Annotated in this window: 11 protein-coding genes and 1 pseudogene; 4 read left to right on the forward strand and 8 right to left on the reverse strand. The window is 67.4% G+C overall.

Features of this window, described 5'->3' with window-relative positions; genetic code table 11:
- Positions 1-17 precede the first annotated feature (17 nt).
- Positions 18-1,415, forward strand: coding sequence for an NAD(P)-binding protein (locus AC5Y39_RS16535; protein ID WP_500019733.1), 1,398 nt, complete (start codon positions 18-20; stop codon positions 1,413-1,415).
- Position 1,416: 1 nt separating this feature from the next.
- Here AC5Y39_RS16535 and glnA read toward each other — a convergent pair whose 3' ends face one another.
- On the reverse strand, positions 1,417-2,856 hold the full coding sequence (glnA, locus tag AC5Y39_RS16540) for a type I glutamate--ammonia ligase (RefSeq protein WP_499911568.1): 1,440 nt from the start codon (positions 2,854-2,856) through the stop codon (positions 1,417-1,419).
- A 124-nt stretch (positions 2,857-2,980) separates the two neighbouring features.
- Between glnA and AC5Y39_RS16545 the strand changes: the two genes are divergently transcribed.
- Positions 2,981-3,358 (forward strand): RDD family protein, encoded by a 378-nt coding sequence (locus tag AC5Y39_RS16545; RefSeq protein WP_500019734.1) that lies wholly within the window; start codon positions 2,981-2,983, stop codon positions 3,356-3,358.
- A gap of 19 nt (positions 3,359-3,377) precedes the next feature.
- Here AC5Y39_RS16545 and AC5Y39_RS16550 read toward each other — a convergent pair whose 3' ends face one another.
- The 5 genes from AC5Y39_RS16550 to sucB are packed head-to-tail and all read right to left on the reverse strand — an operon-like array spanning position 3,378 to position 8,444.
- Positions 3,378-4,130: a DUF4191 domain-containing protein gene (locus AC5Y39_RS16550; protein ID WP_500019736.1), complete on the reverse strand. Its 753-nt coding sequence runs from the start codon at positions 4,128-4,130 to the stop codon at positions 3,378-3,380.
- A 23-nt stretch (positions 4,131-4,153) separates the two neighbouring features.
- A complete protein-coding gene (gene lipA / locus AC5Y39_RS16555; RefSeq protein ID WP_500019738.1) occupies positions 4,154-5,074 on the reverse strand; it encodes a lipoyl synthase in 921 nt (306 codons plus the stop codon).
- Positions 5,071-5,730, reverse strand: coding sequence for a lipoyl(octanoyl) transferase LipB (gene lipB, locus AC5Y39_RS16560; RefSeq protein ID WP_500019740.1), 660 nt, complete (start codon positions 5,728-5,730; stop codon positions 5,071-5,073). The genes lipA and lipB overlap by 4 nt, the downstream gene beginning before the upstream one ends.
- Positions 5,731-5,742: 12 nt before the next feature.
- The gene (locus tag AC5Y39_RS16565; RefSeq protein WP_500019742.1) at positions 5,743-6,651 is read right to left on the reverse strand and encodes a TIGR01777 family oxidoreductase; all 909 of its coding nucleotides are present in this window, start codon (positions 6,649-6,651) and stop codon (positions 5,743-5,745) included.
- Between the two features lie 14 nt (positions 6,652-6,665).
- A complete protein-coding gene (gene sucB, locus AC5Y39_RS16570) occupies positions 6,666-8,444 on the reverse strand; it encodes a 2-oxoglutarate dehydrogenase, E2 component, dihydrolipoamide succinyltransferase (protein WP_500019744.1) in 1,779 nt (592 codons plus the stop codon).
- A 219-nt stretch (positions 8,445-8,663) separates the two neighbouring features.
- Between sucB and AC5Y39_RS16575 the strand changes: the two genes are divergently transcribed.
- On the forward strand, positions 8,664-10,415 hold the full coding sequence (locus tag AC5Y39_RS16575; RefSeq protein ID WP_500019746.1) for an SDR family oxidoreductase: 1,752 nt from the start codon (positions 8,664-8,666) through the stop codon (positions 10,413-10,415).
- Positions 10,416-10,447: 32 nt separating this feature from the next.
- On the opposite strand, the gene AC5Y39_RS16580 is transcribed toward AC5Y39_RS16575, so the two are convergent.
- The gene (locus AC5Y39_RS16580) at positions 10,448-11,965 is read right to left on the reverse strand and encodes a leucyl aminopeptidase (RefSeq protein ID WP_500019748.1); all 1,518 of its coding nucleotides are present in this window, start codon (positions 11,963-11,965) and stop codon (positions 10,448-10,450) included.
- 18 nt (positions 11,966-11,983) lie between these two features.
- Positions 11,984-12,914: pseudogene (locus AC5Y39_RS16585) on the reverse strand (adenylate/guanylate cyclase domain-containing protein).
- Between AC5Y39_RS16585 and gcvT the strand changes: the two are divergent.
- Entirely contained in the window at positions 12,876-13,970 is a 1,095-nt protein-coding gene (gene gcvT / locus AC5Y39_RS16590; RefSeq protein ID WP_500019750.1) for a glycine cleavage system aminomethyltransferase GcvT, read from the forward strand. The pseudogene AC5Y39_RS16585 and the gene gcvT sit on opposite strands and share 39 nt — an antisense overlap.
- Positions 13,971-13,972 lie beyond the last annotated feature (2 nt).

The raw sequence follows: 13,972 nt of genomic DNA on the forward strand, positions 1-13,972 counted from the left end.
GTAGCGTGGGCGCAATCATGACCGCGACCCAGGCCGACTACCTCGTCGTGGGAGCGGGCGCCATGGGCATGGCGTTTGTCGACACGCTGCTGGCCGAGACCGACGCGACCGTCGTCCTGGTCGACCGCGGTCATCAGCCCGGCGGCCACTGGACCTCGGTCTACCCGTTCGTGCGCCTGCACCAGCCGTCGGCGTACTACGGCGTCAACTCGTGCGCGCTGGGTACCGACCGCATCGACGAAAGCGGCTGGAACGCCGGCTTCTACGAGCTCGCGACCGGCAGCGAGGTGTGCGCCTACTACGAGCGCGTGATGCGTCAGCACCTGCTCCCGACGGGGCGGCTCGCCTATTTCCCGATGGCGGAATACTTGGGCGACAATCGCTTTCGCACACTTGACGGCGCCGAGCATGCGGTGAACGTGAGCCGTCGGCTCGTGGTCGCCACCTACCTGGAGACGATCGTGCCGGCGATGAGAGGGGTCCCGTTTCCGGTGGCCGACGGCGTCGACGTGGTACCTCCCAACGAGCTGCCGCGGCGCGCACCTCGGAACGATCACTACACGATCGTGGGTGCCGGCAAGACCGGAATGGACGCGTGCTTGTGGCTGATGCGCAACGGGGTGTCGGCCGACCGGCTGCGCTGGATCATGCCGCGCGATTCCTGGCTGCTCAACCGCGCCAACGTGCAACCCGGCCCGTTGTTCGCCGACCAGCTGAAGGCCAGCATCGCGGCGCGCATGCAAGCGATCGCCGCCGCGACCTCGATCGAGGACCTGTTCGCTCGGCTCGAACGGGCCCAAGTTCTGCTGCGCTTCGACACCTCGGTGTGGCCCACGATGTACCACTGCGCCATCGTCTCGCTCGCCGAACTCGAGCAGCTGCGCAGCATCGGCGATGTAGTGCGCCTCGGTCACGTGCAACAGGTGGCGCCTGACCGGCTCGTCCTCGAGCACGGCTCCCTGCCGGCACAGCCTTCGCTGTACGTGGACTGCACGACCGGCGGGCTGCCCCGGCCGCCGTCAGTGCCAGTATTCGACGGCGAGCGGATCACGCTGCAGAGTGTGCGCGGCTGTCAGCAGGTGTTCAGTTCGGCGCTGATCGCGCATGTCGAGGCGGCGTATCCCGACGACGACTCACGCAACGCATTGTGCGAGCCCATCCCGCACCCCGACGAGCCAATCGATTGGCTGCGAATCACCATGTCCGACAACGAAAATCAGCTGCGCTGGCTGCAGGACAGCGCCCTGACCGAGTGGCTGGAAACCGCCCGGCTCAACGTCCTGCAGGGGTTGTTCGCCGACCTGCCAGACAAACCGCGTGTCCGGGAAAAAGCCATCGGGCTCATTCGAACGACGTTGCAGGCCAGCAACCGCCGGCTGGCTGAACTGATGGACGGCGCGGTGGCGGCGCGCTGACTCAGACGTCGAAGTACAGCGCGAACTCGTACGGATGCGGCCGGATCTGCACCGGCTCGATCTCTTCCGTGCGCTTGTAGTTGATCCACGTCTCGATCAGGTCGGGCGTGAAAACGCCACCCTCCGTGAGGTATTCGTGATCCTCCTCGAGGCGGTCGATCACCGCGGACAGCGACGTGGGCGCCTGGGGGATGTTTGCGGCCTCGTCCGGCGGCAGCTCGTAGAGGTCCTTGTCCACCGGAGCGTTGGGCTCGATCTTGTTCTTGATGCCGTCGAGCCCGGCCATCATCATCGCCGAGAACGCCAGGTACGGGTTGCCCGAGCTGTCAGGGCAGCGGAACTCCAGCCGCTTGGCCTTCGGGTTGTTGCCGGTGATCGGAATGCGCACACACGCCGAGCGGTTGCGCTGGCTGTACACCAGATTGATCGGCGCCTCGTACCCGGGCACCAGCCGCTTGTATGAGTTGACGGTCGGGTTGGTGAACGCCAGCAGCGAGGGCGCGTGGTGCAGGATGCCGCCGATGTAATGGCGCGCCGTATCCGACAGGCCGGCATAGCCGGACTCGTCGTAGAACAGCGGCTCGCCGTCCTTCCACAGCGACTGATGGGTGTGCATGCCCGAACCGTTGTCGCCGAACAGCGGCTTCGGCATGAACGTCACCGTCTTGCCGTGCTGCCACGCGGTGTTCTTGACGATGTACTTGTACAGCTGCATGTCGTCGGCCGCGTGCAGCAGTGTGTTGAACTTGTAGTTGATCTCGGCCTGGCCGCCGCTGCCGACCTCGTGGTGGCTCTTCTCCAGGACGAACCCGGCGTTGATCAGGTTCGTGGTCATCGCGTCGCGCAGGTCGACGTACTGGTCGTTGGGCGCGACAGGGAAGTAGCCGCCCTTGTGGCGAACCTTGTATCCGCGGTTCGGGCTGCCGTCGGCATTGGTGGGCTCGCCGGTGTTCCACCAGCCCGAGATCGCGTCGACCTCGTAGAACGCGCCGTTGGCACGGTTCACGTCGAACGACACCGAGTCGAAGATGTAGAACTCGGCCTCGGCGCCGAAGTAGGCAGTGTCGGCGATGCCGGTGCTCTTGAGGTAGTTCTCGGCCTTGCGGGCGACATTGCGGGGGTCACGCGAGTAGGGCTCCAGCGTGAACGGATCGTGCACGAAGAAGTTCAGGTTCAGCGTCTTGGCGGCGCGGAACGGGTCGATCTTGGCGGTTCCGGGGTCGGGCAGCAGCAGCATGTCGGACTCGTGGATGGACTGGAAGCCGCGGATCGACGAACCGTCGAAAGCCAGTCCCTCTTCGAACACCGTCTGGTCGAACGACGACGCAGGAACGGTGAAGTGCTGGACGATGCCGGGCAGATCGCAGAACCGGACGTCGACGTATTCGACCTCCTCGTCGGCGATCAGCTTGATCACGTCATCGGGTGTCATATCTGCCACTGTTGGAGGTCTCCTTCGTTTCTCTAACCCGCGGCCGACGCTAGGGAGCCGATGTTGCACGCCAGTCAACCGTATGTTGCGCCGACGTTACGCAATGGAACAGCGGGGCCCTATGGTGGGGCGCATGGCGGTGGGTAGCGACATCGCGGTGGCCTCGTTCGGTCGCCGGCTCGCGGCGCTGGTGGTCGACTGGTTCATCGCCTACGGCTTGGCCGCCCTGGCCGTGGGAGTGGGCTTGCTGACGCAGGCCGCGTTGTCAACCGCCGTGCTCGCCGTGTGGTTCATCATCGGCGTGGTCTTCGTCCGGCTTTTCAGCTTCACGCCGGGCCAGTTCGCGCTCGCCCTGATGGTGGTGTCCACCGACCACCGACGTCATGTGGGCCTCGGCCGCGCAGTGCTGCGGGGGCTGCTGATCGCGTTGGTGGTGCCGCCGCTGTTCGTCGACTCGAACGGCCGGGGACTGCAGGACCGGCTGACTGCCACCGCCGTGGTCCGGCGCTAGCAGCCAAGAGCGCGAGAACTCAGCGCCGACGGACCGTGCGCTGCACGTTGCGCATCTTCGCCTGGCTGGGCAGCGGCCCCTTCGGCATCTGCGCCGCGCCCGCACGGGCGCCCAGTGCGACGAGCCGCGACTCCAGCGAATCCATCTGCTTGGCCGTGATGTTGGCCGGCAGCTTCGTCAGGTGGCGCTCCAGCTTGGCCAGCGGCACCTGACCCTCGCCGTTGCCGACGATGACGTCGTAAATCGGAACGTCGCCGATGAGCCTGGCCGTGCGCTTCTTCTCTTGGGCCAGTAGCGGTTTGACCCGCGTCGGTGACCCCTCCGCGACCAGGATCACGCCCGGGCGCCCGATCACCCGGTGCACCGCGTCGAAGTGGCCCGTCGCCGCCACCCCGGGCGTCACCCGCCACTTGCCGCGCATGTTCTCCAGAGCCCACGCAGCCGCGCCGGTCTGTCCCTCGGCCTTGCTGTATACCGATTTCTGGGCACGCCGGCCGAAGATGATGAATGCGACCAGGGCGCCAAGCACCACCCCGAGCGGAATAAGCGTCAACCCGGCGAGGCCGCCGATGTAGAGGCCGGCGGCCACCGCGACGCCGACGATCAGCACGAATGCGCCGATCATGTACGGCAGTAGCCGCTTGTCCTCTTTGCGCTGCATCTGGAACGCCTGCCACAGCTGGCCTCGGCGCTCTTTCGCGGCGGCCTTGCGGGCTGCTTTCGCCTCGGCTTTGGCGGCCTTGATGGCGTTGGGATCGCGGGTCTTGGCCATGCAGCCAAGAATACGGGTCGGGCTTACGTCCGGGCGCGGCCCGCGATCGCCTCCCGATACAGCTTCCCGGCCCGGTACGACGAACGCACCAGCGGCCCGGCCAGCACCCCGGCGAAGCCCAGGCCGGTCGCGAACTCGGCGAGCTCGACAAACTCGTCGGGGTGCACCCAGCGGTGCACCGGGTGGTGGCGCACCGACGGGCGCAAATATTGGGTAATCGTGACGATGTCGCAGCCGGCGTCGCGCAGGTCGGCCAGCGCTGTGCGGACCTCATCCGAGGTCTCACCCAGGCCGAGAATCAAGTTGCTTTTGGTGACCAGCCCGTCGTCACGCGCGGCGGTCAGCACGTCGAGGCTGCGCTGGTAGCGGAATGCGGGCCGAATGCTCTTGAAAATGCGGGGGACCGTTTCCACGTTGTGCGCCAACACTTCTGGACGTGCCTCGAACACCTGCGCCAGCAGCCCCGGCTCGCCGTTGAAGTCCGGGATCAGCAACTCGACGCCGGTGCCGGGGTTCAGTTCCTTGATCTGTCGCACAGTCTCGGCGTAGAGCCAAGCGCCGCCGTCGGGCAGATCGTCGCGCGCCACCCCGGTGACCGTGGCATAGCGCAGACCCATCGCAGCCACGCTTTCGGCGACCCGCCGCGGCTCGTCGCGGTCCAGCTCGGCAGGCCTGCCGGTGTCGATCTGGCAGAAATCGCAGCGGCGGGTGCACTGCTCGCCGCCGATCAGAAACGTCGCCTCGCGGTCTTCCCAGCATTCGTAGATGTTGGGGCAGCCGGCTTCCTCGCACACCGTGTGCAAGCCCTCGCGGCGGACCAAGTTCTTCAGCTCGGTGTATTCCGGGCCCATCTTCGCGCGGGTCTTGATCCACGGCGGCTTGCGCTCGATCGGTGTCTGCGCGTTGCGCACCTCGAGGCGCAGCAGCTTCCGCGGGGCGGTCATGGCATCGATGCTAGTGCCGGGCGGCCGTCCAGGACGGCGCACACCGCGTCGGCAACCCGGTGCCGCACGTCGTCGGCGCCGACGCGGCGCCCGAGTTCCCGACTGATCGAGGTGACACCCGCATCGCTGATCCCGCACGGGACGATCGACGAGAACGCCGCCAGGTCGCAGTCACAATTCAGCGCGAAGCCGTGCATGGTGGTGGCGCGCTGCACCCGCACTCCGATCGCGGCGACCTTGCGGTCCGGGGACCGCAGCCACACTCCGGACCGGCCGTCGACCCGACCGGCGGCCAAGCCGAGCTCAGTGCACACGCCGATCAACGAATCCTCAAGGCGTCGAACATAATTCACTACATCGATGGGGTCGGCCAACCGGATGATCGGATAGCCGACCAGCTGGCCGGGCCCGTGCCAGGTGATCTTGCCCCCGCGGTCGGTGTCGACGACGGGCGTGCCGTCTTGCGGGCGTTCGTGCGGCGCCGTGCGTTTCCCGGCGGTGTACACCGGCGGATGCTCGAGCAGCAACAAAACATCCGGTCCGCCGTCGGCCCGGGCGGCGACCAGCTCACGCTGCAGCTGCCAGGCCTGCTCGTAACCGAGCGTGCCCAACTGACGCACCTCGATCGGTGCGGCGCTGGCCCGGATCGAACGCATGCCTCGACGGTACTAGCGCACAGCGGCACCCGACACCGCGTACGACAGCGCCTCGCCGATCGTGTTGTGGTGGAACGTGAAACCCGCGCGCTCCAACGCCGCCGGGATGGCCCGCTGACCGGCAAGCAATCCCTCGTCGGCGAACTCGCCGAGCAGCCGCCGCAAGACAAACGCAGGCAGCGGCAGCGGAGTGGGGCGGTTCACCGCACGGCCCAGCGCGGCAGTGAACTCGGCGTTGGTGACGGGCGCGGGCCCGGTGAGATTCACGGGACCCGACAGCTCGTGTGACATCAGGAACAGCAGCGCCCGCACCTCGTCCTCGAGGCTGATCCACGGCATGTACTGGCGACCGTTGCCCAGCCGGGCGCCCAGGCCCAGCGAAAAGATCGGCCGCAGCCGGCCGAGCAGCCCGCCGGTGGGGGAGAGCACCAGCCCGGTTCGCGCCAGCACCACACGGGCCCCGGCCTGCTGTGCGGGCAGGGTGGCCGCCTCCCAGTCCTCGCACAGCTGAGCGAGGAAACCCGTTCCGGCAGGGGCGGTTTCGTCGACCACCCGATCGCCGGTGTTGCCGTAATACCCTACGGCGCTGGCATTGATCAGCACCTTCACCCCCGCCTCGGCGACCGCGGTCGAGATCACCTCGGTGGGTGCGATCCGGCTGTCACGCAGTTGCTGCTTGTAGGCGCCCGACCACCGTTTGTCGCCGACTCCCGCGCCGCACAGGTTCACCACTGCGTCGACGCCGTGCAGCGCCGCCGGGTCGAACTCGCCGGCTTGGGGATTCCAGTGCAGCTCGTCGGCGTTGGCCGGGGCGCGGCGCACGATCCGCACGACGCGGTTGTCCGACGCGCGCAGCGCGGAGACCAGTGCCGACCCAATCAGTCCCGACGACCCGGCGATCGCTATCAGTGCATCGGCCACGGTTTCGCGTCCCGTCAGAGTCCCAGGTCGGCCTCGAACGCTCCCTCTTCCAGCCGGCGTCTGATCGTCGTCAAGAACCGTCCTGCGTCTGCGCCGTCGATCAACCGGTGGTCGTAGGTGAGCGGCAGGTAGCACACCGAGCGAATGCCGATCGACTCGTTGCCGAGTTCGTCGACGATCACCCGCGGGCGCTTGACGATCGCGCCCGTGCCCAGCATCGCCGCCTGCGGCGGGACCAGGATCGGGGTGTCGAACAAGGCGCCCTGGCTGCCGATGTTGGTGATCGTGAACGTACCTCCGGACAGCTCGTCTGGCTTCAGGTCGTTGCTGCGGGCGCGCGCGGCGATGTCGGCGATCGCACGGGCCAGCCCGGCCAGCGACAAGTCACCGGCGTTGTGGATCACCGGCGACAGCAGGCCTTGCTCGGTGTCGACCGCGATGCCCAGATGCTCGGCGTCGTAGTAGGTGATCTCTTTGGTTTCCTCGTTGTAGCTGGCGTTGATGTTGGGGTGGATCTTCAGCGCGTCGATCACCGCTCGCGCGATGAACGGCAGGAATGTCAGGTTGACGCCTTCGCGTTCAGCGAACTCGTTTTTGGCGCGTGCCCGCAGCGCCACGATCTTCGTCATGTCGACTTCGTGGGTCTGCGTGAGTTGCGCTGTGGCTTGCAGAGATTCGCGCGTTTTCTTCGCGGTGATCTGACGGATGCGGCTGGCTTTCTGGGTGGTGCCGCGCAGATGCGCCAATGCCGGCGCAGGCTTTTGCTCGGCCGCCGCGGGCGCCTTGGCCGGTTGCGCCTTGGGCTGCTCTTCGGCGGCCGGCTCCTTCGCCTTCTCGGCGGCGGCCAGCACGTCCTGCTTGCGGATCCGTCCGCCGACCCCGGTGCCTTTGACCTTCGCAAGATCGACGTTGTGCTCGGCAGCGAGCTTGCGCACCAGCGGAGTGACGTACGGTTTGCCGTCACCGTCTGACGACGCCGCGGGTTCCTTTTCAGGTTCAGGTTCTTCCGCGGGCTCGGGTTCGGGCTCCGCTTGCTTCTTCGGCTCTTGTTTGGGTTCTGGCTTCGGCTCCGGTTGCGGCTCCGGCTCGGGCTTTTTCTCTTCGGGTTCGGGCTTTTTGTCTTCTGGCTTCTGGCCGCCGTCGGCGCCGGGCTCGCCGATTTTGGCCAGCTCACCGCCGACCTCGACGGTGTCGTCCTCTTCGGCGGTGACCGACAGCAGCGTTCCCGAAACCGGGGAGGGGATTTCCGTGTCGACCTTGTCGGTGGACACCTCGAGCAGCGGCTCGTCGGCCTCGACTCTGTCACCGACCTTCTTCAGCCAGCGGGTGACCGTGCCCTCGGTGACCGATTCGCCGAGTTCGGGCATCTTCACCGAGGTCGCTTGGCCTCCCGACGAGGCCGCCGGCCGGGTATCGGGTTCAGGCTCGGTTTCCCCGGACTCCTGCGTCTCCTCGGCGGCCGGCTCGGGCTGCGCGCTCGGCTCCTCGGCCGGCTTCTCCTCTTCGGCGCTTTCGCCGGTTTCGTCGTCACCGCCCTCGTCGCCGCCGGACTCGCCGTCCTCGCTGATGACCGCGAGCTCACCGCCCACCTCGACGGTGTCGTCCTCCTGCGCGACGATCTTCTTCAGCACGCCCGACGCCGGGGATGGAATCTCGGTGTCGACCTTGTCGGTGGACACTTCGAGCAGGGGCTCGTCGCGTTCGACCGTGTCGCCCTCTTGCTTGAGCCAACGGGTCACGGTGCCTTCGGTCACGCTCTCACCGAGTGCTGGCATCTGCACGGAGAAGGCCATCTTTGTTGACTCCTCGAGCTCAGTCGGACGCGTCGACCTCTGGCTTACCACATCATCTTTGCCCACAACGCCCACTGCTGAACCCCTCGGGGTCCTCCGACCACGTGGCACTATCGGAAGACGACGCGACAGGGAGCCGTTTTCGTTGGGATTGTTCGACAGATTTCGCAACGCGGGTCGCCGCGGCTCCGCCCGCCAGCGCGCCTACGATGCCGACTCATGACCTTCGTCCGCAGCGGTGACGTGGACATCGCCGTCTACGAGCAGGGCAATTCCGACGGCCCGACCGTGGTGCTGGCGCACGGCTGGCCCGACTCGCACGTGCTGTGGGACGCGGTGGTGCCGCTGCTGACCGACCGCTTCCGCGTGGTCACATACGACAACCGCGGAGTGGGCCGCTCGTCGTCGCCCCGCAAGATCGCCGACTACACGATGGCCCGCTACGCCGACGACTTCGCCGCCGTGCTCGACGCCGTGAGCCCGGGCCGCCCAGTGCACGTGCTGGGCCACGACTGGGGCTCGATCGCGGTGTGGGAGTACCTGTACCGCGACGACGCGGCCAGCCGCGTGGCGTCTTTCACGTCGGTGTCCGGACCGAGTCTCGACCACCTCGCGGCCTATGTGCTGGGAAACCTGCGGCGTCCGTGGCGAATTCGGCGCTTCTTGTGGGCGCTGGACCAAGCCGTGCGGATCTCGTATCCGATCCCGTTCTCCGTCGGCGCGCTGATTCCCGCGGTCGTGCGACTCATCTGTACCGAGCGCAATTTCAGCCGGCTGATCAGCGTGACTGAAGGCACGCCGCGCTCGCGGATGCACCATGCCGACACATTCGCCAGGGACGCCGCGAATTCGATGAAGGTGTATCCCGCCAACTTCTACCACGCGATCGCCAACGTGCGGTACGACCATTACGTCGACGTGCCCGTCCAGCTGATCGTCAACGCGCGAGATCAGTTCGTGCGCAAGCATTCTTACGACGACGAGTCACGCTGGGTGTCGCGGTTGTGGCGCCGCGACATCAAAGCCGGTCACTGGTCGCCGTTCTCGCATCCGCAGGTGCTCGCCGCGTCGGTGGGTGAGCTGGTCGATGTCGTGGAGGGGCGGCCGCCGTCGCGGGCGATGCGACGTGCCGAAGTCGGCCGGGCGAGGAAGGAATTCGGCGACACACTCGTGTCGGTCACCGGCGCAGGCAGCGGGATCGGTCGGGCAACGGCACTCGAATTCGCCCGGCTGGGAGCCGAATTGGTGGTCAGCGACATCGACGAGGCCACAGTGCGGGAGACCGCGGCGCAGATCGCTGCCCAGGGCGGGATCGCGCACGCTTACACGCTGGATGTGTCCGACGCAGCTGCCGTCGAAGCGTTCGCCGACGAGGTGTGCGCCGAACACGGACTGCCCGACATCGTGGTGAACAACGCCGGTGTGGGTCAGGCCGGCCGATTCCTGGACACTCCGGCCGAGGAATGGGATCGCGTGCTCGACATCAATCTGGGCGGTGTGGTGAACTGCTGCCGCGCTTTCGCGCGCCGGTTGGTGGAGCGGGGCACTGGCGGGCACATCGTGAACGTCGCCTCGGCGGCTGCGTTCGCTCCGCTGCAGTCGCTCAACGCCTATTGCACCAGCAAGGCGGCGGTGTACATGTTCTCCGACTGCCTGCGCGCCGAACTCGACGCCGCCGGAGTGGGTTTGACCACGGTGTGCCCCGGGCCGGTGCAGACCAACATTGTCGGTACCGCGCGGTTCGACGCGCCGCCCGGCAAGGATGCCATTGTCTCCGGCCGGCGCAAGCAGTGGGAAAGGTTCTTTGCCGCAAGGCATTACGGTCCCGATAAGGCGGCGAAGGCGATCGTCTCGGCAGTGCGGAAGAACAAGCCGATCCGTCCGGTGACACCAGAGGCCTACCTGCTGTACGGCACCTCCCGCGTTGCCCCGCAAGCGCTTCGCAGCACGGCCCGCGGCCAGGTCATCTGAGCCCTGAGCCCTGAGCCGCTGAGCCGCGACGGTCAGCCGTTGGCGGCGATGTCCTCGAGGACCGCGAACATCGTGCGCGTCGGCACACCGGTGCCACCCTTGCCGGTGTAACCCCACGGTGCGCCGGTGTTGTACGCCGGCCCCGCGATGTCCAGATGCGCCCACTGCACCCCGTCGGCGACGAACTCGCGCAAAAACGTTCCCGCGACCAGCATTCCGGCGTAGCGCGATCCGCTGACGTTGGCCAGGTCGGCGACCGTGGACTTGAGGTCATCCTTGAGTTCCTCGGGCAGCGGCATCGGCCAGGCGTTCTCGCCGACCTGCTGACTGATTGCGGCCACCCGGTCGCGGAACTGATCGCTGCCCATCACTCCCGGGGTACGCGCACCGAGCGCGACGGTCTGCGCGCCGGTCAGTGTCGACGTCTCGATGAGATAGTCGGGGTTGTCCTCGCAGGCACGCACAATCGCGTCGGCCAGGATCAGCCGCCCCTCGGCGTCGGTGTTGAGCACCTCCACCGTGGTGCCGCCGTACTGGGTCAGCACGTCGCCGGGCCGCTGCGCGGTGCCCGACGGCATGTTCTCGGCCATCGGCACCGTGGCGATGACATCGATCGGCAACCGTTGGCGCGCCGCGAGCACCGTGGTCGCGATGACCGCAGCGGCCCCGCCCATGTCGGAGGTCATGTGGTGCATGTTCTGTGCGGGCTTGATCGAGATGCCCCCCGTGTCGAACGTGATGCCCTTGCCGATCAGCGCGACGGTCTTGCCGCCGCGGCGTTTTGCGCTGCGGTACGTGAGCCGGAGCAGCCGCGGCGGACGAGACGAGCCCTTGCCCACGCCGATGATGCCGCCGTAGCCCTTGCGGGCGAGCACCTTCTCGTCGAGCACCTCGACCGCCAACCCTGTGTCAGTCGCCAAAGCTGCTGCGCGGGAAGCAAATTCGTCTGGAAACAGATGACTGGGCGGGGTGTTGACGAAGTCGCGGGCGGTGGCGACCGCTGCCGCGATCGCAGTGGCGCGCTCGGCTTCGGCCTTGGTCGACGCCTTGGTGTCGGCTGCCAGCACCGTGATCTTGCGCAGCCCCGGCTCCTTCGGCGCCGTTTTGGCGCTGCGGAACTCGTTGAACTTGTAGGCGCCCAAGATCAGCCCTTCGACGGCGGCCCCCAGATCCAGCGCCGACAGCGTCGTGATCACGGTCTGGGCCTTGTCCAGCGATCGGGCGGCGACTCCGGCGGCGCGGCGCACCTTGTCGGCCGGCCAGTCGTCTTTGCGTGGCCCCAGGCCGACGGTGAGGACGCTGGCCACCGGCAGTGCAGGCACCACGACGCGGTGGAGCTGCCCTTCGCCGCCGGTGGCTCCGAGCGCCGCCAGCGCGTCCTCGATGGCGCGGACCGCGTCGGCGTCCAGATACGGTTGCGTGGCCAGTACCGTCGCGCGCTCGTCGGCACTGGCGACCGGCACGACCAGTACGGAGCCGGGCGCACCCCGCTTGGGCAACGACGAACTGACAGCGACCGAGGGTGGTTGGTACCCGAATTGTGTGCTCACGGCCGTCAACCCTAGCGGTCAGCTGAGGCGACGCAGCTGATAAGCCGTCACCGGGGCGTGAAACCTTTTGAGCGTCAACGGCTCCAGCGCGACGGTGGCTTCGTCCGGCAGTTGCTCGTGCAGGATCTGCGTGACGAGGATCTGGCGAGGCTTGGCTGCGGCCACCAGCCGGGCAGCAAGGTTCACCACGTTGCCGAAGTAGTCGCCGTTGATGGCCAGCATGTCGCCGTAGCTCAGCCCGGCGCGCACCTGCAAGCCGGCCTGCTGCGCCTTGGGGTGGTGAACCAGATCCAGCGCGGTCTGGGCGAGACGTTGCGGCGTCGGGCTGACCCACATCACCTCGTCGCCGATGAACTTCACCACCCGGCCGCCGCTGGCGTGCACAACGTCGCTGACCGTGGCGTTGAACTGAGTCAACAACATCGACAGCTCAGCCGGCGGCAGCACCTGCGTGAGCGCGGTGAAACCGGACAGGTCGGCGAACCCCACGCCGCACGCCACGCTGTTGGCTGTCGGATCACGGATGACGCCTTCGAAGTAGGTTCGCGCGCTGACGAGGTGATGGCGGTGAACCACGTCGATCAAGGCGGACAGGCGGGGAATGAATTCTGCGACCGCGCGGTACGCCTGCGCGGTGGCGAGCTCGTCGTGCCCACGCGTGGGCCACCTCGTCGACGGCCACGCCCAGCGCCTCGGCGGCCGTGCCCAAGCTGTAGACGGGCGGCCCGGACCACTGCAGCACGTCGCCGGCCAGGCCGAACAGCCGGCCGCGGCGTTCTGCCTCGACCATCTCCTCGGTGGTGAATCCGAGGCTGTCGAGGTACTTGATCAGACCGGCGCGGTCGCGGGCATTCGCAATTCCGGCGGCTTCGAGCGCGTCGAAATCCACCACCGGTCTAGGGTATCGGCCGTGACGGACATCCAGCACGGGCCGCTTGAAGACCGCCATCGCGAACTGGGCGCCACGTTCGCCGAATTCGGTGGCTGGCTGATGCCCGTGTCGTACGCCGGAACGGTGACCGAGCACAACGCCACCCGCCAGGCCGTCGGGCTGTTCGACGTCAGCCACCTGGGTAAGGCGTCGGTGCGCGGGCCTGGCGCCGCCGAGTTCGTCAACTCCGCATTCACCAACGACCTCCGTCGCATCCGCCCGGGCAAGGCGCAATACACGTTGTGCTGCAACGAATCCGGCGGTGTGGTCGACGACTTGATCGTCTACTACGTCGCTGACGACGAACTGTTCCTGGTACCGAATGCCGCCAACACCGCGGTGGTGGTCGCTGCCCTCAAAGCTGCTGCGCCCGAAGGGATCTCAGTGACGAACGAGCATCGATCATATGCCGTGCTGGCAGTGCAAGGTCCGCGCTCGGCCGATGTGCTCGCCGGACTGGGATTGCCCGTGGACATGGATTACATGGGATTCGTCGACGCGCAGTTCGATGGCGCGCCGGTGCGGGTGTGCCGCACCGGCTACACCGGCGAGCACGGGTACGAGTTGCTGCCGCACTGGGACGCCGCGTCAGCGGTTTTCGACGCGCTGGTCGAGGCAGTGCGCGCAGCTGGGGGCGAGCTGGCCGGTCTGGGCGCACGCGACACGCTGCGCACCGAGATGGGCTATCCGCTGCACGGCCACGAGCTGTCACTTGAGATTTCGCCGCTGCAGGCTCGGTGCGTGTGGGCGATCGGCTGGCAGAAGGACGCGTTCTGGGGCCGCGACGCCCTGCTCGCCGAGAAGCAAGCGGGGCCGCGCCGCGTGTTGAGGGGGCTGCGCGCGACCGGTCGCGGCGTGCTGCGGCCCGAGTTGACCGTGCTGTCCGGTGACACGCCTGTGGGCGTCACCACGTCCGGAACGTTCTCTCCCACACTGAAACTCGGCATCGGGCTGGCGTTGCTCGACACGTCCGCGGGCATCGAGACCGGACAGCGTGTGGACGTCGACGTTCGCGGCCGCAGACTGGAGTGCGAGGTGGTCGATCCGCCGTTCGTCGACGCAAAAACCCGGTAGCG

Source organism: Mycobacterium sp. NGS39 (genome assembly GCF_059812765.1).